Origin of the sequence: Azospirillum brasilense, from assembly GCF_007827815.1 — a bacterium.
Classification (GTDB): domain Bacteria; phylum Pseudomonadota; class Alphaproteobacteria; order Azospirillales; family Azospirillaceae; genus Azospirillum; species Azospirillum brasilense_C.
The window spans coordinates 70,113-90,975 of the sequence record NZ_VITH01000005.1 but is presented as its reverse complement, the minus strand read 5'-3'; the positions used below and the strand labels follow the sequence as shown (position 1 = coordinate 90,975).

Sequence of the window (20,863 nt, the reverse complement as noted above, 5' to 3'; positions counted from 1 at the left end):
CTCCACCGCCGGCGGCGGGGGAGGGTGCCCGCGAAGCGGGAGGGTGGGGGCAATGCGCAGCCGCGCCTTTACTTCACCGCGATCGCCGCCTTCTGCAAGGCCACCAGCTCATCGATGCCCTTGCGGGCGAGCGCCAGCAGTTCCATGAACTGCGGCTCGCTGAAGGGGCGCTCCTCGGCGGTGCCCTGCACCTCGACGATGCCGCCCTGGCCGGTCAGCACGAAGTTGGCGTCGGCCTGCGCCGTCGAATCCTCGGCGTAGTCGAGGTCCAGCACGCTGGTGTTCTTGTAGATGCCGCAGGAGACGGCGGCCACATGGTCGGTCAGCGGCATGGTCTTGAGCGCGCCGATCTGCATCAGATGCTGGAAGGCCAGATGCAGGGCGACGAAGCTGCCGGTGATGGCGGCGGTGCGGGTGCCGCCGTCGGCCTGGATGACGTCGCAGTCGATCTTGATCTGCTTCTCGCCCATGGCGGCGCGGTCGGTGACGGCGCGCAGCGCGCGGCCGATCAGGCGCTGGATCTCCTGGGTGCGGCCCGACTGCTTGCCCTTGGCGGCCTCGCGGTCGGTGCGGCTGTGGGTGGAGCGCGGCAGCATGCCGTATTCGGCGGTGACCCAGCCGAGGCCGGTGTTCTTCAGGAAGCGGGGAACGCCCTCGTCCACGCTGGCGGTGCACAGGACGTGCGTGTCGCCGAACCGCACCAGGCAGGACCCCTCGGCGTGCTTGCTGAAATGGGGCTCAAGGGAAATGGTGCGCAACTGGTCGTGGGCGCGGCCGGAGGGACGCATCGGGCATGATCCGCGAATCTGTTGAAATCGGCGGCAAGCTAGCGTCCGCCGCCCCCGCCGTCCAGCGCGCAACCGGGGCGCACGTTGATTCGGCGGGGACACCTGCCTAAATTCGGGACGCCCCTTTCGCAACCCACCCGCACCGTCCGGTCCCCGCCCCACCATGATCACCGAGCTGAACCAACGGTCCCGCGAGATCTTCCGGCTGATCGTCGACGCCTATGTGGCGACCGGCGAGCCGGTGGGCTCGCGCACGATCTCGCGGAGGCTCGGCATGGCCCTGTCGCCCGCGACCATCCGCAACGTCATGGCCGACCTGGAGGAGCAGGGGTTGCTCTACGCCCCCCACACCTCCGCCGGCCGCATCCCGACCGAGGCGGGTCTGCGCCTGTTCGTCAACGGCCTGCTGGAGATCGGCAGCCTGAGCGAGGACGAGCGCGGCTCCATCGAGGCGAAATGCGCCTCCTCCGGGCGGTCGCTGCAGGACGTGCTGGGCGAGGCCTCCACCCTGCTGTCGGGCCTGTCGCACTGCGCCGGGCTGGTGGTGGCGCCGAAGACCGACCGGCCGCTGAAGCACATCGAGTTCGTCTCGCTGGCCCCCGGCCGGGCGCTGGTCGTTCTGGTCAACGAGGACGGGCTGGTCGAGAACCGCGTCATCGAGGTTCCGGTCGGCGTGCCCGCCGCGACGCTGCAGATGGTCTCCAACTTCCTCAGCGCCAAGCTGGTCGGCCGCACGCTGGACGAGGCGCGTCAGGCCGTGCTGCGCGAGATCGAGGACCAGAAGACCGAGCTGGACGAATTGTCGCAGCGCGTGGTCTCCGCCGGTCTCGCCACCTGGGCGGGCAGCGGCGGGCAGAGCAGCGGCCAGCTCATCGTGCGCGGTCAGGCGAAGCTGCTGGAGGACGTCACCGCCCTGTCGGACCTGGAGCGCGTGCGCGCTCTGTTCGAGGCGCTGGAGACCAAGGAGACCATGCTGCGCCTGCTCGACGCCACCGGCAAGGGCGACGGGGTGCAGATCTTCATCGGCGCGGAGAACGTGCTGTTCGGCCATTCCGGCTGTTCGCTGATCATCTCGCCGTTCCAGAACAGCCGCGAGCAGGTGATCGGCGCCATCGGCGTGATCGGCCCGACCCGCATCAATTATGCCCGGATCATCCCGCTTGTGGATTATACAGCCAAGGTCATCAGCCGCCTTGTCGGGTGACGCCCTGTCGTGTGACGACCTTGGCAACGCTTCACCCATCCCCCATCAGACGACGACCCAAGACGACAACGAGAGAGCCATGAGCGAAGAGCAGAACAAGCCCGCCGAAACCGAGGTGGAGCAGACCGAAGCCGTCCAGGACAAGGCCGCCCAGGAGAAGGCCGCCCAGGACAAGGCCACGGACGCCGGCGCCGGGGATCGCGTGGCCCAGCTTGAGGCCGAGGTCGCCAGCCTGAAGGACCAGCTGCTGCGCCAGATGGCCGAGGTGGAGAACACCCGCCGCCGCGCCCAGCGCGACCGCGAGGACGCCAGCAAGTTCGCCGTGTCGAGCTTCGCCAAGGAGCTGGTGACGGTGGCCGACAACCTGCGCCGCGCGCTGGAGGCCGTCCCCGCCGAGGGCCGCGAGAACGACGATGTGCTGAAAAGCCTCTCCGTCGGCGTCGAGGCGACGGAGCGCCAGCTCATCTCCGCCTTCGAGCGCGCGGGCATCAAGAAGATCGACCCGACCGGCGAGCTGTTCGACCCGAACTTCCATCAGGTGATGTTCGAGATCGACAACACCGGCAAGCCCGCCGGCACCGTCGTGCAGGTGCTCCAGCCCGGCTACACCATCCACGGCCGCCTGCTGCGCGAAGCCATGGTGGGCGTCGCCAAGGCCGGTCCTCACGACCTGGGCGGCCAGCACGTCGATACCAAAGCCTGACCGTTCTTCGGAACGGCAGGCGGCACGTCTCTTGCGGCGGCGCGGCGGCATGGTCCGTTGCGCCGCTTTTTTTCGTCCCATCGTCCTCAAGGGGGCAGGGATGCGCGCGGTCCCCCGCTCACCGAAGGGCTTGCGCCGGGCGGGACCTTCGCCTATTCGCATCGCAACCCCGGTTCGCGTCGGGGATCCTCGCGGCGCCCGGTGAATTGTCCGTTCGGGGCGCCCGCTCATTCAGGGAACCGGACCCGTGGCCAAGACCATCCTGACCGTCGACGATTCCAAGACCATCCGCGACATGGTCGCCTTCACGCTGCGCAACGCCGGCTATGGCGTCACCGAGGCGGTGGACGGCACCGCCGGTCTGGCGGAGGTCAACCGGCAGAAGTTCGACTGCATCATCACCGATCTGAACATGCCGGGCATGGACGGTCTGGCCCTGACCCGGGCCATCCGCGGCAGCGCGCTCAACCGCGCCACCCCCGTCCTGCTGCTGACCACCGAGGCGGATCCCGCCAAGAAGACCGCCGGCCGCGAGGCCGGGGCCACCGGCTGGCTGGTCAAGCCCTTCAACCCGGACAAGCTGGTCGAGACCGTGAAGAAGGTCTGCCCCTGACCAGCACCCGGGGGTCACCGCACCAGCACGACGGCGGCGCTGCGCGTCCGCTCGACCGCCTGGGCCATCTGGGACACCGCGGTGGAGATGCCGGCGATGTTGGCGGAGGCCGTCTGCACGGAGGTCGCGGCGCTCTGCATGTTGCCGGACACGCTCTGGGTCACGCTGTTCTGTTCCTCGACGGCGGAGGCGGTGGCGGTGACGAAGGAGCGCACGGTCTCGATGCCCCCGCGGATGCCGTCCAGCGCTCCGGCCACCTCGGCGGAGGTCGTCTGGATCAGATCGATCTCGCGGGTGATCTGCTCGGTGGCCTTGGCCGCCTGGTTGGCGAGGTTCTTGACCTCCGACGCCACGACGGCGAAGCCCTTGCCCGCCTCGCCGGCACGCGCCGCCTCGATGGTGGCGTTCAGCGCCAGGAGGTTGATCTGGCTGGCGATGTTCTGGATCAGCCCGACGATGCTGTTCATCGACTGGGCGGCGTCGGTGAGGCGTCCGGCGTTGGCGCCGACCGCATTCGCCTTGTCGTAGACGCTGTCGGCGGCGGTGCGCGAATTCGCCATGCTCTGCGAGATTTCGGCGATGGAGGCGGCCAGTTCCTCGGCGCTGGCGGCGACCGTCTGCACGTTGGCCGAGGTCTGCTCGGCGGCGAGCGCCGCGGACCGCACCTCGGACGACGACTGCGCCATCGCCTGGTCGATCTCGCCGAAATTCTGGTCGAGGAGAACCTTGAGATCCCGCAGCAGGTTCATCTGGTTGGTGATGTCGGTAGCGAACTTGACGATCTTCACCACCTTGCCGTGTTCATCGAAGATCGGGTTGTAGGATCCCTCGATCCAGACCACCTTTCCTTGCTTGCCGATCCGGCGGTATTGGCCCGACCGGTACGTGCCGCGCCGCAGGTCGTCCCAGAAGGCGTTGTATTCCGCGCTCGCCTTGTGCTCGGCGTCGATGAACAGGCTGTGATGCTTGCCCTTGATCTCGTCCAGATGGAAACCGAACGCCGTCAGGAAGTTTTCGTTGGCGGTCCTGACGGTGCCGTCGGTGTCGAACTCGATGACCGCCTGGGAGCGGTGGATGGCCGCGACCTGGGCGGCGTAGTCAAGGTTCAGAAGGCGCTCCTTGGCGTCGGCCCACTCCACGACGAAGCCGATGCGCTGCCCGTCCTTCATCAGCGGGGAGACCAACAGGTCGAACTGGTGAGCGCCGACCCGGATGGTGGCGTTGTGCGGGCGCGTCAGAGCGCCCAGCATGCGCTGCTGATGGACCGGGTTCTTGTGGAAGACGTCGATCTTGCTGCCGACCAACGTGTCGACGTTGAAGTTCGGCAATTCCTTGCGCAGGTCTGCTTCGGCTTCGCGAAGAAAGGAAGCGACGGATGGATTGATGTAAGTGATCTTCAGATCATTATCAGCAATCATAATATTGGCGCGAACAGTGTCCAGCGCCGTTGTCTTGTTAATAATCTTGTAATCTTTCCGAAGCATGCCGAGCATGGCCAGACCCCATGGTTTTCATTGATGGGGCATATTGACACAGTAAAAGTGGAAGTCCACAGGTCGGAAAAAATAACATTAAAATTATTACCCAAGATTTAAAAAATTTCATTACCAAAGAAACTCTTTTCGGCCATAAGACGCGTCATATGAGAAACATTTTTTGGCATAAACGGCTCGATTGTCCCTACATATTTTAAGGATAGTCGAGATATGACATCACCTTATTCTTTAAATAGGAGAAACGGCACGGGAAAGGCGACGCCGATCCCTTTCGCCATAGGCGGTGGGTGCGTCGGCCTATTCCGTGATCGAGCCGCTGTTCCCGCCCGGCGCTCGTGGAAAGAGGAACTCGCCCGCCGGGTCGTGGGCGGCAAAGCGCCGTTGCGCGGTGGCGCGGTTGGCGACGGCGTAGCAGTAGACGCAGCCGTGCGGGCAGGTGTCGTACTCCCCGATGTCGCGGCTTTCCGCGCACAGGCAGCCCGGCCGGTTGCCCTTCGTCCGGGCGCCGATGGCCTGCCCGACGACGTCGGACAGCCGCTGCGCGTCGATGCAGCGGGCCGGCGCCGTGCCGGCGACGCCGGCCAGCTCCGGCTGGGTGCACAGCGTCAGCGCCATGCCGTGTTCGGCGGCGATGCCGGCGAAGTCGGCCAGCAGGGTGCGCTTCTCCTCCGCGTCCGGGTCGTGCCAGGGCACGCCGGCGGCGTCGAGGTTGCGCGCCGTCTTGCGGTAGGGCTGGAGGAAGGACACCACCACCTCGTCGGTCAGGCCGCGCATCCGCCCGGCCAGCCGGGCGAAGGTCTCGCGGTGCCAGGACGGCGGCGTTGCGTCTGCCGTCACGATGGGGTCATAGCGCCAGACGGCGGCGCGCGGCCCCCAGCGGTCGCGCAGCCGGGCCATGTGCTCCACCGCGCGCTCCGCGTCGGGGACGGAGCGCTCCAGCGCGGCGGGCAGGCCGGTGACGCTGTACTGGACGACGAAGGGAAAACCGCGTTCCGACACCTCCTCCAGCGCCGGCAGGAAGGGTCCGAGATTCTTGGTCCAGAAGACGAAGCCCTCGACCTCCGCGCGGGTCAGGCCGATGCGGTGGGTTTGGCCGCCGTAGGGGTTGACCATGCGGCAGTATCCGGCCTCCAGCCGGTTCAGGAACCAGCGCCCGTAGAAGGCGGGGATGTCCGTCTTGTAGCTGGCGGAAATGATCATCGCCGAACCATGGTGGCTCGGCGGACTGCGATCAAGGCTGGATTCGCCGGCGCTTCGGCCTAAAGTGCCGGCACAGGATCAGGGGCACAGGATCAGCGGAGGATGCCGTGACGGGCGCACAGGACGGCCAAGGTTTGGGCCACAGCGTGGAATGGGAAGGGGTGGTGCGGTTCCGGCTGCCGGACGGTTGGCGCCCGGAGGTCGAGGAGCACGAGGGCCACGCCGTGGCGGCCTTCCACCCGCCGGCCCCGGCGGGGGGCGTGCTGCGGCTGGTCACCGACCGGGTGGCGCCCAAGGACGGGCCGGACGGTGCGGTGGCGGTGCTGCGCGAGATGGCGCTGCGCTTCGTGCGTCCCGACGACCCGCGGGCCAGCGATCGGATCGTCGAGCCCTGGGGCGACGACGGCGTGCTCGCCCAGGCGGTGATGATGACCGAGGAGGACGGCGGCACCGACGCCCATTACCTGTGGCTGGTCGGGGCGGAGCGCGACGGCAAGGCCGCGGCGGCCATGTTCAGCTACCGCCTGCCCATGGTCATGGACGGCGACGAGTCCTGCGCCGACACGCTGGCCCTGCTCGACGGGGCGATCCGCGCGGCGGAGATTCTGTAAGGCTCGGCGGGACACGCTCCGCACACAGGAAAGCCGCCCCGTCGAGGGCGGCTTTTTTCTTTTCCGGCTCATTTGCCGGTCCGGTTCCTTTGCCGTTGCAGGTCTTTTCCCGGTCCGGTTCTTCCGGTGGTCAGCAGTGGCCGGCGCCGCCGGACATCAGGGCCTTCAACTGCGCCGCCTTCGGATCGAAGGCCATGGCCGCCTCCTCCGCCGCCAGGGCGGCCAGGCTGATGAAGCGCGCCAGATCGTCCAGGTCGCACTTCGTCGCGTCGTCCATAAGGCTGTCGAGGCAGGACTTGATGGCCAGAGCCATGTCGCGCCGTTCATCCATCATCTTGATCCCCCTATGGAATGCTGCACACGGTCCCGCTTCGGAAAGCCATGCCTGCGAGCGCGAGCGGCCCCCTGACCAGGAGGGATATATCATGTTTCCTTCGATTCTCCACTATTAGAATCTTCGGACAACAAAGAAACAAGGCAACCGGCAATTGATTGTGCACTGAAATGCACACCATTACTTGTTAATGAAAAGTTAACATGGCTGGGTTGCGGGGGTTTTGCTTGTGTTAAAGCTCTGTAACAGAGTGCTTTCGGCCCGGCACGGGGATGAAGGGGGGCCGTTGCACGCCTTATGCTTCTGAATACCCCGGTATTCACTTGCGACGCGAAGCCGCAGGCGCGACGATATGTCCCGGTGTGCACGTCACCTTTTGGTCTTTTGACGGTTGGCGGAATGACCAGGACGTTGCAGCCCGAAACGCACCTGCCTATATCTCCGGCGACAGACGTTAATCCACCCAACCGTTCCACCGACCCCAAGGGGATCGCGGCGGTGCCGGACCAAACGGGCCGCCACGCATCTGCCGAACAACAGAGGCTGAACATGAGCAAAGTCATTGGCATCGACCTCGGCACCACGAACTCCTGCGTGGCCGTCATGGAAGGCTCCAGCGCCAAGGTGATCGAGAACGCCGAAGGCACGCGCACCACGCCCTCCATGGTCGCCTTCGCGCAGAACGCGGAGCGTCTGGTCGGCCAGCCGGCCAAGCGTCAGGCGGTGACGAACCCCGAGAACACCCTCTTCGCGATCAAGCGTCTGATCGGCCGTCGCTACGACGATCCGCTGACCAAGAAGGACCAGGGCCTCGTCCCCTACAAGATCATTCCCGGCGACAACGGCGACGCCTGGGTGGAGGCCGTCGGCAAGAAGTACAGCCCGTCGCAGATCAGCGCCTTCATCCTGCAGAAGATGAAGGAGACGGCGGAGAACTATCTGGGCGAGAAGGTGACCCAGGCGGTCATCACCGTCCCGGCCTACTTCAACGACAGCCAGCGCCAGGCGACCAAGGACGCCGGCAAGATCGCCGGCCTGGAAGTGCTGCGCATCATCAACGAGCCGACGGCGGCCGCTCTGGCCTACGGCATGGAGAAGAAGGGCGCCGGCACCATCGCCGTGTACGACCTGGGCGGCGGCACCTTCGACGTGTCCGTTCTGGAGATCGGCGACGGCGTGTTCGAGGTGAAGTCGACCAACGGCGACACCTTCCTCGGCGGTGAGGACTTCGACGCTCGCATCATCGACTACCTCGCCGACGAGTTCCAGAAGGAGCAGGGCATCGACCTGCGCAAGGACCGTCTGGCCCTGCAGCGCCTGAAGGAAGCCGCCGAGAAGGCGAAGATCGAGCTGTCCTCGGCCATGCAGACCGAGGTCAACCTGCCCTTCATCACCGCCGACCAGTCCGGCCCGAAGCACCTGAACGTCAAGCTGACCCGCGCCAAGCTGGAAGCCCTGGTCGACGAGCTGGTCGCCCGCACGATCGAGCCCTGCAAGGCCGCTCTGCGCGACGCCGGCCTGAAGGCCAACGAGATCGACGAGGTGATCCTGGTCGGCGGCATGACCCGCATGCCCAAGGTCATCGAGGCGGTGAAGCAGTTCTTCGGCCGTGAGCCGCACCGCGGCGTGAACCCGGACGAGGTGGTCGCCATCGGCGCCGCCATCCAGGGCGGCGTGCTGAAGGGCGAGGTCAAGGACGTCCTGCTGCTCGACGTCACCCCGCTCAGCCTGGGCATCGAGACGCTGGGCGGCGTGTTCACCCGCCTGATCGACCGCAACACGACGATCCCGACCAAGAAGTCCCAGACCTTCTCGACCGCCGAGGACAACCAGAACGCGGTGACCATCCGCGTCTTCCAGGGCGAGCGCGAGATGGCCGCGGACAACAAGATGCTCGGCCAGTTCGACCTCGTCGGCATCCCGCCGGCCCCGCGCGGCGTGCCGCAGGTCGAGGTGACCTTCGACATCGACGCCAACGGCATCGTCAGCGTCACGGCGAAGGACAAGGCCACCGGCAAGGAGCAGCAGATCCGCATCCAGGCGTCGGGCGGCCTGTCGGACGCCGACATCAACAAGATGGTCAAGGACGCCGAGGCCCACGCCGCCGACGACAAGAAGCGGCGCGAGCTGGTGGACGCCCGCAACCACGCGGACGCCCTGATCCACACCACCGAGCGGACGATCAAGGAGAACGGCGACAAGATCCCGGCCGCCGACAAGACCGCCGCCGAGGCCGCCGTGGCCGAGCTGAAGTCGGTGCTGGACGGCGAGGATCTGGAGGCCGTGAAGGCGAAGACCGAGGCGCTGGCCCAGGTGTCGATGAAGCTGGGCGAGGCCATGTACAAGGCTGGCCAGGGCGAGGCCCCGGGCGCCGGTGCCGCCGGTGCGGCGGGCGCCGCCCCGAACGAGCCGGGCGTGGTCGACGCCGACTTCGAGGAAGTGGACGACGACAAGAAGAAGTCGGCGTAAGCGTTCGGAACCGGAGGCAATTGTCGGGCTGCCGTCGGACAGCCGCCCGTTGCCTCCGGTGTCACAGCCGGGAGAACCCGGCGCCATGCAGTATCGTCCGGCCCGTCATCCGTCCTGCGGTGGCGGGCCGGAGATATGATTGGTCTGTTGAATGTGAAGGCGGTCGGGGCCCATGGCGAAACAGGACTATTACGAGCTGCTCGGGGTGGCGAAGGGCGCCAGCGCGGACGAGATCAAAAAAGCGTACCGCAAGATGGCGATGCAGTATCACCCGGACCGCAATCAGGGTGACAAGGACGCCGAGCACAAGTTCAAGGAAATCAGCGAAGCCTACGACGTCCTGAAGGACGAGCAGAAGCGCGCGGCCTACGACCGCTTCGGCCATGGCGCCTTCGAGAACGGGCGCGGCGGGGCCGGCGGCGGCTTTGGCGGCTTCGATTTCGGTGGCGGCGGCGGCGGCTTCGCCGACATCTTCGACGAGATGTTCGGGGAGTTCATGGGCGGGCGCCGCGGCGGCGGCGGCGCGTCGGGCCGCGGCCAGGACCTGCGCTACAATCTGGAGATCGGGCTGGAGGAGGCCTTCAAGGGCACCACGGCCAACGTCCGCGTCCCCTCCACCGTCGCCTGCGAGTCCTGCAGCGGCTCCGGCGCGGCGGCGGGGACCCAGCCGGTCACCTGCCCGACCTGCCAGGGCCACGGCAAGGTGCGCGCCCAGCAGGGCTTCTTCACCATCGAGCGCACCTGCCCGGCCTGCCACGGCCAGGGCCGCGTCATCAAGGACCCTTGCAAGAGCTGCGGCGGCGCCGGGCGCCTGCGCAAGGAAAAGACCCTTCAGGTCAACATCCCCGCGGGCGTCGAGGACGGCACGCGCATCCGTCTGGCCGGCGAGGGCGAGGCGGGCTTGCGCGGCGCGCCGCCGGGCGACCTCTACATCTTCCTGGCCATCGCGCCGCACCCGATCTTCCAGCGCGACGGCGCCAACATCCACTGCCGGGTGCCGATCCCGATGACCACCGCGGCGCTGGGCGGCACGGTGGAGGTGCCGACCATCGAGGGGAGCCGCACCAAGGTGACGGTCCCGCCGGGCACCCAGTCCGGCCACCAGTTCCGCATCAAGGGCAAGGGCATGTCGGTGCTGCGCAGCCAGCAGCGCGGCGACATGTACATCCAGGCCGTCGTCGAGACTCCGGTCAACCTGACCAAGAAGCAGCAGGAGCTTCTGCGCGAGTTCGACACCGCCGGCAAGGAAGGCTCCCACCCGCAGTCCGAAGGCTTCTTCGCCAAGGTGAAGGAGCTGTGGGAAGACCTGAAGGACTGACCGTCTTTCCTTCGTTCCGACCCGTGAAAAAGGCCCGGCCCGCCGCCGGGCCTTTTTTCGTGGGCACCGCGTGCTTTTGCCCCAGTGGTATGACCAGTTCGGCGTTGACAGCGGTGGGACTCGGGGACGACTGTCCCCGAAAACCACGGACCTATGCGTCGATGCCACAGGCCGCACGGCATACGCACGTATCCTGGACATCACGGCGATTGACGTTGCCGATGGGGGGCATCGCGTGTATCAACAAGCGCTTAATCTCCTCAGACGGTTCGCGGAGAGGGCATTCCAGGCGGTGAGCGGCGATCTCTCCTTCGAGCAGTTGCGCGACCTGATGCATCCGGGCGGACACACCCCGATCATCCAGCGTCGCCGGGCCGTGCTGATCCATTCCCGTGTCCGCATGGTCGCCGCGGTGTTCGCCGTGCTGACGCCGCTGTGGATCGTCATCGACGTCTTCATCTTCCCCTGGCCTCTGTGGGGCTATCTGGCCGGCCTGCGGCTGGTGTCCAGCTTCGCCTTCGGCGCGCTGGCGCTCGGCTACCGGATCTGCGACGACATGGGCAGCGCGTGGCGGGGGCTGGCCCTGCTGCTGGCCGTGCCGACGATCTTCTTCCTCGCCTCGCACCCCATGCTGAACGAGGACATGATCGCGGGAAGCGCGCTGGCGGTGGCCGCCGGCTACGCCTTCCTGCCCTTCGTGATGGTGGCGGGGCTCAGCGTCTTTCCGCTGACCGCCCTGGAGGGGCTGGCCTTCGCGACGCCGATGCTGGCGGCGCACATGCTGGCCGGGGTCTACGGCTCGCTGGTCTTCCCGTTCCCCTCCTATCTGGGCGCCCTGTGGCTGCTGGTGCTCATCATGGTGGTGGCGACGCTGGCGGCGATGAGCCAGCTGCACTTCATGATGGCCCTGGTCGATCAGGCGTCGCACGATGGGCTGACCGGCGCATTCTCCCGCCGCATCGGCGAAGAGCTTCTGCGGCTGCAGTTCGCCCACGCCCAACGCTCGGATCACCCGCTTTCGGTGATCTTCTTCGATCTGGACAACTTCAAGTCGATCAACGACCGCTTCGGCCACGACCAGGGCGATAAGCAGCTCGGGCGGTCGGCGGAGGCGATCCGGGCCATGCTGCGCCAGTCCGACGTGCTGGTGCGCTGGGGCGGCGAGGAGTTCGTGGTCATCATGCCCAACACCTCCCGCGAGGGCGCGCTGACCGCGGTGGAGCGGCTGCACGCGCGGGGGCTGGGCAAGCGCCCGGACGGAGTTCCCCAGACCGCCAGTGTCGGACTCGCCGAATACCTTCACGACCGCCCGCTGGACTGGGAACGGCTGGTCGATCTGGCCGACCAGCGCATGTACGCGGCCAAGCAGTCCGGCAAGAACCGGATCGTCGCCGACGACCGGGTCCCCGAACCGGCCTGACGCTCTGAAACAGCCGGGGCGTTCCCGCTACGCCTCCGGCCCGCCGCGCTCCAGGACCGCGACGAAGGCGTCGACGACGCGCGGGTCGAAATGCCGGCCCGACTCGGCGCGGATCAGATCGACCACCGCCGCCAGTTCCCACGCCTCCTTGTACGGGCGGCGGTGCAGCAGGGCGTCGTAGACGTCGGCGACCGCCACGATGCGGCCCGACAGCGGGATGGCGTCGCCCGCCAGCCCACGGGGATAGCCGGTGCCGTCGAACTTCTCGTGGTGGCTCTCGGCGATCTCCGCCCCCATCGTCAGGTAGTTGCGCCCGCCGACCGGGCCGGAGGCGTCGCGCAGGATGCTCCCGCCGATGGTGGCGTGTTCGCGCATCTGGGTGATTTCCTCGGGGTCCAGCTTGCCGGGCTTGCGCAGGATCCGGTCGGGGATGGCGACCTTGCCGACGTCGTGCAGCATGCTGGCCAACCCGATCAATTCGCAGAACAGGTCGTCGGCGTCGTCGCCACAGGTGCCCCGCGTCTGGAGTTCCCGTGCGATGGCGGTGGCCCAGCGGCCGATGCGCCGGACATGCTCCCCGGTGACCTCGTCCTTGTATTCGGCCAGCTTGCCCAGGGCGTGCACCGTCGCGACCTGGGCGAGGCGGAGCTGCTCGTAGAGGGACACGTTGTCGAACCCGACCGACATCCGGGAGCAGAAGATCTCCACCAATCGCCGCTCGACCTCGGGCAGGCCGCCGTGTCCGCCGATGAACAGCGCGGCGGGACCGGGGCGCTGGGTCTGGAACAGCGCGACGCTGTGGTCGTCGCGGTGCAGGCTGCGGCCCCGGGCGAGGGCGGCGGCGATGTCGGCGCAGGACGCGCCGGGCAGCACGGCGCTGACCGGCCGGCCGACGGCGTCGGCGAAGACGCCGGTTCCGCACAGCACCTCCGCCTCCCGGGGCGGGCGATCCGGAGGCGCGCCATCCGGGGTCGCGCTGTGCGGCACGGCGCACAGGAAGGCGCCGGCCGCCCGCGGCAGCAGGGCGGCGACCCGCTCCACCACGCCGACGGCGAAACGGTCCATGCGGCGCTGCTCGAACAGGGTGCCGGCGGCGTCGACGATCGTCTCCAGCCCCTGACGGTTGCGCTCGATGGCATCGATGTGCTGGTAGGAGCGCAGGGCGGCCACCGTCGTGGTGAACAGCTTCTGGGCGGTCAGCTCGCTCTTGGCCTTGTAGTCGTTGATGTCGTAGCTGACGATCACCTGCCGTTCCGGCGCCTGGCCGGGCTGGCCGGTGCGCAGGATGATGCGGACCCGCCGGTTGCCCAGCACTTCCCGGATGTGGTGGACCAGCCGCAGCCCGGCGTCCTCCGTCTCCATCACCACGTCCAGGAGGACGGCGGCGATGTCGGGATGATCGTTCAGGATCGCCCGCGCCTCGCCCCCCGAATGGGCGGACAGGAAGTGCAGGCGGCGCCCGTCGAAGGTCACATCGTTCAACACGACGCGGGTGATCGCGTGCACCTCCGGGTCATCGTCGACGATCAGCAGCTTCCAGGGTGCGGCGGGGCGCGACGGGGCGGACGACGGGTCCGGAGCATCCTCGTCGGCGAACAGCAACTCGTCGTCCTCGTCCTGGCCCCAGCCCTGGATGTCCGACATCGCCGCTCCCCGCCCCGCTTTGCCAAAGCTGCATGGCTACAATTCGATTCTCTTTTTCAACGTTTGTCGCGGTTCGTGTCAACCGCTCTGGTGTGCCGTTGCGCACGACTGCCGGCGGAGGACGGCTGCGGCGCGTTGTCCTCCTCCGTTCCGGCTACCGCAAAAGCGTCCGCCCCGGCGCGTGTGGAGGGGTTGCGGCCCGCTCCGAACGGGGGATCATCGGAAGAAAGGCACGAGGCTGACAACGACGAAAACGACGGGGGCAAGCCATGATTCCGGACGCTTGGGACATCGAGCTGCGCGAGGGGGCCATCGGGGTGGCCCGCCATCTGATCGAGACCGGCTGCGTCCGGTACGACCCGGACCATCTCTGCCGCCACGGCTCGGGGCTGGTCAGCCCGGTCCATCTGGAAGGGCGGCGGCTGCTCTCCTACCCCGCGGTGCGCGACGAGGTGCTGGATTTCGCGCTGCGGATGATCGGGCAGGAGATCGGCGACGGCGAGTTGGACGCCATCGCCGCCGCCGAGGGGGCCGGCGTGCCCTGGGCCGCGCTGATCGCCGACCGGATGAGCCTCCCCCTCGTCTTCGTTCGCAAGGATGCGCCGGAGGGGCAGCAGGACTACAAGCACCGGATCGAAGGCCGGGTCGAGCCGGGCTGGCGCGTGCTGCTGGTCGAGCAGATCGCCGCGGACGGCCACCGCAAGGCCCGCTTCGCCCAGCCGCTGAAGGAGGCGGGCTGCGACGTGCGCGACCTGTTCGTGCTGTTCCAGTACGGGATCTTCGACGAGATCCAGGAGCATCTGGCCCCGTTGGGCATCACGATGCACGCTCTGGCGACCTGGTGGGACGTGCTGGAGGTGGCGAACCGCGGCCATTACCTGGATGGGCAGGCGCAGGGCGAAATCCACGCCTTCCTGCACGATCCCAAGCGCTGGACCGCGGAGCATCAGGGCAGCCGGAAGAGCGAGAAGGCGGCCTGAGGCAGAGCGTGCCCCTCTCCCACGCCAAGCGGGAGAGGGGGAAACCCTCACTGCCCGGCGATGCGGACCCATTGATGGCCGGCGCGGGCGGTCTCGCCACGGCGGGCGGCCAGGACGGCGGCGGCGTAGGGCACCGCCAGCAGAAGCTGGAGCCCGGCCCAGGACAGCGCCTCCCAGTTCGGGCTGGTCCACACCACCTCGTGCAGCGCCTCCAGGAAGGGAAGCTGCCCGTAGATCAGCGACTCCATCGGCACCACGCCCTCCGCCAGCACGGTCAGCAGCGCGCCGAGCAGCAGCAGGACGGCCAGCGCCGACTCCAGCGGCAGGCGGCGGACGGCGCCGCACAGGCCGCTCGCCGGGGCATCAGCCGCCAGAGAATCGGCAACTGGGACGGCGGGGCGGAACAGCCCACCAATCCCCCAGGCGGCCAGCGCCCCCGTGCCCTCCGGACGCCGCGTGGCGCGCATGGCGCCGAGCGCCAGCAGGCCGAGCGCCGGCAGGGCGAAGTACCAGTTGGGGAAGTCGCGGTAGCGGCCATCGAAGACGATCAGGAAGCTCCAGACGATCCCCAGCAGGGCGAGGAGCACGGCGGCGGCCTTGCCCACCGTTTCCAGCCGCGACAGCGCCGGACGGCCGCGCAGGGGCGCCAGCGGTTCCAGAGCCAGACCGCCGCTGCCCAGCGCCCGCCGGGCGGCCAGCAGGACGGCCACCGACAGGACACCCGTCGCCGCCAGCATGACCACCGACAGCACCACGTCCTGCGGGTAGTGCTTGCCGTGCAGGGCGCCCCAGACGGCGTGGACGTACAGGGTGGAGAGCGCCTGCGCCAGGACGGCCAGGGCGGCGAAGGCCCCGGTGGTCAGCGGCCGGCCGCGCAGGGTCAGCCCGATGACGAACGCCAGGGCGAGGCTGGAGGAGACGCCGAACAGCAGCCGCCATTGGCGGTTCTCCACCACCGGCCCGGCCAGCGCGAACTTCGCCTGACGGTCGGCGGTGTAGAGGCCCCAGTGGCCGCCCACCGTGCCCTCCAGCTTGGCCTTCCAACCCTGGTCGAAGGCCTCGATCACGTTGTAGTCGAAGCCCTCCTGCTCGGCGAGGCGGACGAAGCCGTTGACGAACTTGGCCTTGTTGACCAGCCCGGTGACCGCGGCACCGCGTGACCGGCCCTCGGTCGGCCAGCCGGTCTCGCCGACCAGGATCGGCTTGCCGGGGAAGCGCTGGGCGATGGTGCGGTAGCTGCCGCGGATGCGCTCCATGGCGCCGGCCACGTCGGTCGGCACGTCCTCCCAATAGGGCAGCAGGTGGATGGTCAGGTAATCCACGTGATCCGCGATCTGCGGGTATTTCAGCCACCATTCCCACACGTCGGCGTAGGACACCGGCTGCTTCACCGCCGCCTTCACGCGGTCGATGTAGCCGGCCACCTGCTCCGGCGTCAGCTCGCGGCGCAGCAACACCTCGTTGCCGACGATCACGCGGGTGATGACGTCCGGGTAGCGGTTGGCGAGGTCGATGAGGGAGGCGACCTCCTTCTCGTTCTTATCGAGCCGCGACGACAGCCACGCCCCCATGGTGACCTGCATGCCGTGACGGCGCGCCAGTTCCGGCACCACCTCAAGCCCTTCCAGCGAGGTGTAGGTGCGCACCCCCGCCACCTGCGGGGCGAGGGCCGCCAGATCCTCGTCGATCTGCTCGGTGCTGGGGAATGTCTGTGTCAGCGGGCTCTGGCCGTCGCGGAAGGGCGCGAAGGACACGCTTTTCAGCTTGCCACCGGGCGGCGGGTCGAGCGGCACCGGCTGGTTCGGCAGCGACCAGACGGCAAAATTCGCGAGGCCGGCCACGAGCAGCACGGCGAGGATCGTGATGAGGCGCATGGAGGGGATGTCTACACCAAATGCGGGATCGGCAAAACGGTCTGGCGAACCGGGTCAGTTCCGGAAGGAAAACGGGCGCGCCCCCGCGAGGGAGACGCGCCCGTCAAGGACCAACCCGGCCCAGGCGGGCCGGCTGGAGTTGATGACGTGCCATCGTCACGTCCCATCAACGAACCGCGGCCCGCTTTATTCCGGCAAATCCGCTCAGCGTTCCACAAAAGCCTTTTCGATCACGTAATGACCGGGTTCGCCGTTGTGGCCCATGGAGAAGCCCAGCTCGTCCATGATGCCGCTGGTCTCGTCGAGCATGGCCGGGCTGCCGCAGATCATCACGCGGTCGACCTCGCGGTCGAAGGGGGCCAGCCCGACGTCCGCGAACAGCTTGCCGTTGCGGATCAGGTCGGTGATGCGGCCCTGGTTGCGGAACGGCTCGCGCGTCACGGTCGGGTAATAGATCAGCTTCTGCTTGACGTCCTCGCCGAAGAACTCGTTCTCCGGCAGGACGGTGTTGATGATGTCGCCGTACGCCAGCTCGCCCACCGTACGCGTCGTGTGGGTCAGGATCACCTTGTCGAACCGGGCGTACATCTCCGGGTCCTTGATGATGCTGAGGAACGGGGCGAGGCCCGTGCCGGTGCTGAGCAGGTACAGGTTGCGGCCCGGCAGCAGGTTGTCGGTCACCAGCGTGCCCGTCGCCTTGCGGTTGACCAGCAGCGTGTCGCCTTCCTTCAGATGCTGGAGGCGCGAGGTCAGCGGCCCCTCCTGCACCTTGATCGAGAAGAACTCCAGCGTCTCCTCGTAGCTGGCGCTGACCAGGCTGTAGGCGCGCAGCAGCGGCCGGCCGTTCACCTCCAGGCCGATCATGGTGAACTGTCCGGGATCGAAACGGAACGAGGGATCGCGCGTGGTGGTGAAGCTGAACAGCGTGTCCGTCCAGTGGTGAACGCGCAGGACGCGCTCATGAATCAGATTGCTCATGGAATCCGCAGGTCCGTTTCGGTGACCGGCATGCCGTGGCCGGTGTCGTTTCAGAAGCCAAGCCGTGCCGCATTGCAGCACACTTCTTTAACAACAAATTCGTCAACAGACCACTAATTTATACCAACAATTTTGTTGTGGCTTTTCGGTTACCACAAGACGATATCGCACAATAAACGGCGTTACTCTCCCGCCGGCGGGGCGAAGAGATAGGGCGACAGACCGCGCAGATTCTCATCGACAATCAGGCGATGGTTCAGCGGCGGGAAGGCGCGCTGCGAGCAATCCAATCGCGGACAGAGCCGGCAATTCACACCGATGGGCGTCGCCGCCTCGGTGTTTTCGAGATCCACACCATCCGCATAGGTGATCTGCGCCGCATGCTGGAGATCGCAGCCCAGCGCGATGGCGAATTGCTGCGGCGGGCTGCGGAAGCCGCCACCGGCCTTCACCACCGTGCGGGCGATGGAGAAATAAGTGGTGCCGTCGGGCATCTGGGCCAGCTGGCTGTGGATTTTTCCCGGCGTGCGGAAGGCCTCGTAAACGATCCAGCGGGCGCAGCCGCCGCCGAAGCGGGCCAGATGGAAGCCGGCGCCGGAAAAGCGCTTGGACACGTTGCCGGCGCTGTCCACCCGCATCAGGAAGAAGGGAACGCCCTTCGCCCCCGGCCGCTGCAGCGTGGTCAGCCGCTGGCAGACCTGCTCGAACGAGGCATCGAACCGGCGCCGCAATATTTCGATGTCGTATCGAACCTGATTGGCCGCCTCCCAGAAGCGGGCGTAGGGCATCACCACCGCCGCCGCGAAATAGTTGGCGAGACCGATGCGGGCCAGCCGACGTGCCTCGTCGCCGGTCAGGCCGGACGACTCGACGATCTGGTTCAGCAGGTCGCGGTGGCGCAGCAGGGCGATCTGGCAGGCGAGCTGGAAGTTGCGTCCGGACGGCGCCAGCATTTCCGACAGCAGAATGCGCCGCCCGTGCCGGTCGAACCGGCGCACCGCGTAGCCCATGATGTCGGACGGCAGCAGCCGGACGCGGACGCTGTGGTTGTTCAGCAGATAGTCGGTCAGGCCGCGGTAGAGGTCGCCCTTTTCCAGCCGGCCCTCCTGCCACAGTTCTTCCGCCGCCGCCTCCAGCTCGGCAAAATGGTTGGAGTGGGCCTGGAAGAGGTCGCGCACCTCGTCCTGCGGGAAGGAGGAGGTCTGGACCAGATGCAGCTTCTCGCGGTCGGCCACCCGCTCCGACAGGGTCTGCAGATCGTCGCGGCTGGTGCGGAAGGCGCGGTAGAGCGCCACCACCGCCTGCCCCAGCGTCGGGGCGACCGCCGCCAATTCGCGGAAGTCCTGGTTCTTGATGTCGGAGCCGTCGAACAGCGGGTCGGCGAAGACCTCGCGCAGGCCGGCGACGAGGCGGCTCTCCTCGTCCTCCGCGAAACTCTGCAGGTCCACCCCGAACTGCTGGCCCAACTTCAGCAGCAGCGGCACGGTGACCGGACGCTGGTTGTGCTCGATCAGGTTCAGGTAGCTGGGGGAGATGCCCAGCTGCTCGGCCATCTGGGCCTGGGTCAGCCCGTGGTCGCGGCGCAGCCGACGCACCTTCGGACCCAGCATCGCCTTCTTGTCCATGGCCGACCGAACTCCAGCTTGGCGGATTTACAATATTTACTGATTTACAGAACTTTTCTGACGGTAGTTTACAAACAGACCCTTTTACAAACAAGGGCATGTTGCAAGGCAGCGAAGGTCGTTTTAGTTGTTTTGTCAGGGCAAGCGCTCAAAAGCAGCGCAACGGTGATGAAAAGAAGGAAAACGACCATGTCGCTCGATGAAAAGACCAAGGCCGCTCTCCGCGCCGCGCGCTTCGAAGGCATCCGGCGCGATTACACCCAGGACGATGTGAAGCGCCTCAGCGGCTCGGTCAAGATCGAGTACACGCTGGCGGAACTGGGCGCCCAGCGCCTGTGGGAACTGCTGAACACCGAGCCGTACATCAACACGCTGGGTGCGCTCACCGGCAACCAGGCGATGCAGGCGGTGAAGGCCGGCCTGAAGGCCATCTACCTGTCGGGCTGGCAGGTCGCCGGCGACGCCAACCTGGCCGGCCAGATGTACCCGGACCAGAGCCTGTACCCGGCCAACTCGGTGCCGGCGGTGGTCGAGCGCATCAACAACACCTTCAAGCGCGCCGACGAGATCCAGACCGCCGAGGGCAAGGGCGACACCTACTGGTTCGCGCCGATCATCGCGGATGCCGAGGCCGGCTTCGGCGGCCCGCTGAACGTCTTCGAGCTGATGAAGGCGATGATCAAGGCCGGCGCCGCGGGCGTCCACTTCGAGGACCAGCTCGCGTCGGAGAAGAAGTGCGGGCATCTCGGCGGCAAGGTGCTGATCCCCACGCAGCAGCACATCCGCACGCTGAACGCCGCCCGTCTGGCCGCCGACACCATGGGCACCTCGACCATCGTGCTCTGCCGCACCGACGCGGAGTCCGCGCAGCTCATCACCTCGGACGTGGATGAGCGCGACCATCCCTTCATCGACTTCGACGCCGGCCGCACCTCGGAGGGCTTCTTCCGCCTGAAGAAGGGCACGGGTGTCGAGCATTGCATCGCCCGCGGCCTGTCCTACGCCCCCTACTCGGACCTGCTGTGGTGGGAGACCTCCCGCCCGAACCTGGAAGAGGCCAAGCGCTTCGCCGAGGCGATCCGCAAGGAGTTCCCGAACAAGCTGCTGGCCTACAACTGCTCGCCGAGCTTCAACTGGAAGGCCAACCTGGACGAGGCGGACATCGCCAAGTTCCAGCGCGAGATCGGCGCCATGGGCTACAAGTTCCAGTTCGTGACGCTGGCCGGCTTCCACAGCCTGAACTACTCGGCCTTCAAGCTGGCCAAGGGCTACGCGGCGCGTGGCATGGCCGCCTACTCGGAGCTGCAGGAGGCGGAGTTCGCGGCCGAGGCCGAGGGCTACACCGCGACCAAGCACCAGCGCGAGGTCGGCACCGGCTACTTCGACGCGGTCGCCACGGCGATCTCGGGCGGCCAGTCCTCGACCACCGCCTACAAGGACTCCACCGAGGCCGATCAGTTCCATTGATCCAACCGCAGGGTGTGTCCGGTTCCATCCGCCGGACGCGCCCGCCTCGGACGAGACAGCACTTTGCCCCGGCAGAGTGTGAAAGGGTCATACGGCCGCCCATCGCGGCAGCCTCCCCGGCTCGGGCCGTATGACCGGT

Annotated in this window: 17 protein-coding genes; 9 read left to right on the top strand and 8 right to left on the bottom strand. The window is 67.3% G+C overall.

Annotation, left to right across the window (positions count from 1 at the left end):
- Positions 1-68: 68 nt before the first annotated feature.
- A complete protein-coding gene (rph, locus tag FBZ83_RS11610; RefSeq protein WP_035670630.1) occupies positions 69-788 on the bottom strand; it encodes a ribonuclease PH in 720 nt (239 codons plus the stop codon).
- Positions 789-951: 163 nt separating this feature from the next.
- Between rph and hrcA the strand changes: the two genes are divergently transcribed.
- From hrcA to FBZ83_RS11595, 3 genes are all read left to right on the top strand, one after another.
- The gene (gene hrcA, locus FBZ83_RS11605; protein WP_014239022.1) at positions 952-1,992 is read left to right on the top strand and encodes a heat-inducible transcriptional repressor HrcA; all 1,041 of its coding nucleotides are present in this window, start codon (positions 952-954) and stop codon (positions 1,990-1,992) included.
- A gap of 79 nt (positions 1,993-2,071) precedes the next feature.
- A complete protein-coding gene (gene grpE / locus FBZ83_RS11600; protein ID WP_145682686.1) occupies positions 2,072-2,695 on the top strand; it encodes a nucleotide exchange factor GrpE in 624 nt (207 codons plus the stop codon).
- Between the two features lie 247 nt (positions 2,696-2,942).
- Positions 2,943-3,308: a response regulator gene (locus FBZ83_RS11595; RefSeq protein WP_145682684.1), complete on the top strand. Its 366-nt coding sequence runs from the start codon at positions 2,943-2,945 to the stop codon at positions 3,306-3,308.
- A 14-nt stretch (positions 3,309-3,322) separates the two neighbouring features.
- Here FBZ83_RS11595 and FBZ83_RS11590 read toward each other — a convergent pair whose 3' ends face one another.
- Positions 3,323-4,792, bottom strand: a complete 1,470-nt coding sequence (locus tag FBZ83_RS11590; protein WP_186466065.1) for a methyl-accepting chemotaxis protein — start codon at positions 4,790-4,792, stop codon at positions 3,323-3,325.
- Positions 4,793-5,101: 309 nt separating this feature from the next.
- Positions 5,102-6,004: a DUF1848 domain-containing protein gene (locus FBZ83_RS11585; protein WP_145682680.1), complete on the bottom strand. Its 903-nt coding sequence runs from the start codon at positions 6,002-6,004 to the stop codon at positions 5,102-5,104.
- A 107-nt stretch (positions 6,005-6,111) separates the two neighbouring features.
- On the opposite strand from FBZ83_RS11585, the gene FBZ83_RS11580 reads away from it, so the two are divergent.
- On the top strand, positions 6,112-6,615 hold the full coding sequence (locus tag FBZ83_RS11580; protein WP_145682678.1) for a hypothetical protein: 504 nt from the start codon (positions 6,112-6,114) through the stop codon (positions 6,613-6,615).
- A 130-nt stretch (positions 6,616-6,745) separates the two neighbouring features.
- Here FBZ83_RS11580 and FBZ83_RS11575 read toward each other — a convergent pair whose 3' ends face one another.
- A complete protein-coding gene (locus FBZ83_RS11575; RefSeq protein WP_014239027.1) occupies positions 6,746-6,949 on the bottom strand; it encodes a hypothetical protein in 204 nt (67 codons plus the stop codon).
- 297 nt (positions 6,950-7,246) lie between these two features.
- Here FBZ83_RS11575 and dnaK point away from each other — a divergent pair, with 297 nt between their 5' ends.
- The 3 genes from dnaK to FBZ83_RS11560 all read left to right on the top strand — a co-directional run bounded on the left by dnaK (position 7,247) and on the right by FBZ83_RS11560 (position 12,156).
- Entirely contained in the window at positions 7,247-9,418 is a 2,172-nt protein-coding gene (gene dnaK, locus FBZ83_RS11570) for a molecular chaperone DnaK (protein WP_348982507.1), read from the top strand.
- Between the two features lie 172 nt (positions 9,419-9,590).
- On the top strand, positions 9,591-10,736 hold the full coding sequence (gene dnaJ / locus FBZ83_RS11565; RefSeq protein WP_145682674.1) for a molecular chaperone DnaJ: 1,146 nt from the start codon (positions 9,591-9,593) through the stop codon (positions 10,734-10,736).
- Between the two features lie 292 nt (positions 10,737-11,028).
- Positions 11,029-12,156, top strand: a complete 1,128-nt coding sequence (locus FBZ83_RS11560) for a diguanylate cyclase (protein WP_145676250.1) — start codon at positions 11,029-11,031, stop codon at positions 12,154-12,156.
- Positions 12,157-12,183: 27 nt separating this feature from the next.
- On the opposite strand, the gene FBZ83_RS11555 is transcribed toward FBZ83_RS11560, so the two are convergent.
- Positions 12,184-13,800 carry a DUF3369 domain-containing protein gene (locus FBZ83_RS11555; protein ID WP_145682672.1) on the bottom strand — a complete coding sequence of 539 codons (1,617 nt, stop codon included), beginning with the start codon at positions 13,798-13,800 and terminating at the stop codon, positions 12,184-12,186.
- A 269-nt stretch (positions 13,801-14,069) separates the two neighbouring features.
- Between FBZ83_RS11555 and FBZ83_RS11550 the strand changes: the two genes are divergently transcribed.
- Positions 14,070-14,780 carry an orotate phosphoribosyltransferase gene (locus FBZ83_RS11550; protein WP_145682670.1) on the top strand — a complete coding sequence of 237 codons (711 nt, stop codon included), beginning with the start codon at positions 14,070-14,072 and terminating at the stop codon, positions 14,778-14,780.
- A gap of 47 nt (positions 14,781-14,827) precedes the next feature.
- Here the strand turns inward: FBZ83_RS11550 and FBZ83_RS11545 are convergent, their stop codons facing one another.
- From FBZ83_RS11545 to FBZ83_RS11535, 3 genes are all read right to left on the bottom strand, one after another.
- Positions 14,828-16,654: a glycosyl hydrolase family 17 protein gene (locus FBZ83_RS11545; protein ID WP_145682667.1), complete on the bottom strand. Its 1,827-nt coding sequence runs from the start codon at positions 16,652-16,654 to the stop codon at positions 14,828-14,830.
- A gap of 204 nt (positions 16,655-16,858) precedes the next feature.
- Positions 16,859-17,632, bottom strand: a complete 774-nt coding sequence (locus tag FBZ83_RS11540) for a ferredoxin--NADP reductase (RefSeq protein WP_145682665.1) — start codon at positions 17,630-17,632, stop codon at positions 16,859-16,861.
- A gap of 182 nt (positions 17,633-17,814) precedes the next feature.
- A complete protein-coding gene (locus tag FBZ83_RS11535; RefSeq protein WP_145682663.1) occupies positions 17,815-19,257 on the bottom strand; it encodes a helix-turn-helix domain-containing protein in 1,443 nt (480 codons plus the stop codon).
- 189 nt (positions 19,258-19,446) lie between these two features.
- Between FBZ83_RS11535 and aceA the strand changes: the two genes are divergently transcribed.
- Positions 19,447-20,724 carry an isocitrate lyase gene (gene aceA / locus FBZ83_RS11530; RefSeq protein WP_114860663.1) on the top strand — a complete coding sequence of 426 codons (1,278 nt, stop codon included), beginning with the start codon at positions 19,447-19,449 and terminating at the stop codon, positions 20,722-20,724.
- Positions 20,725-20,863 lie beyond the last annotated feature (139 nt).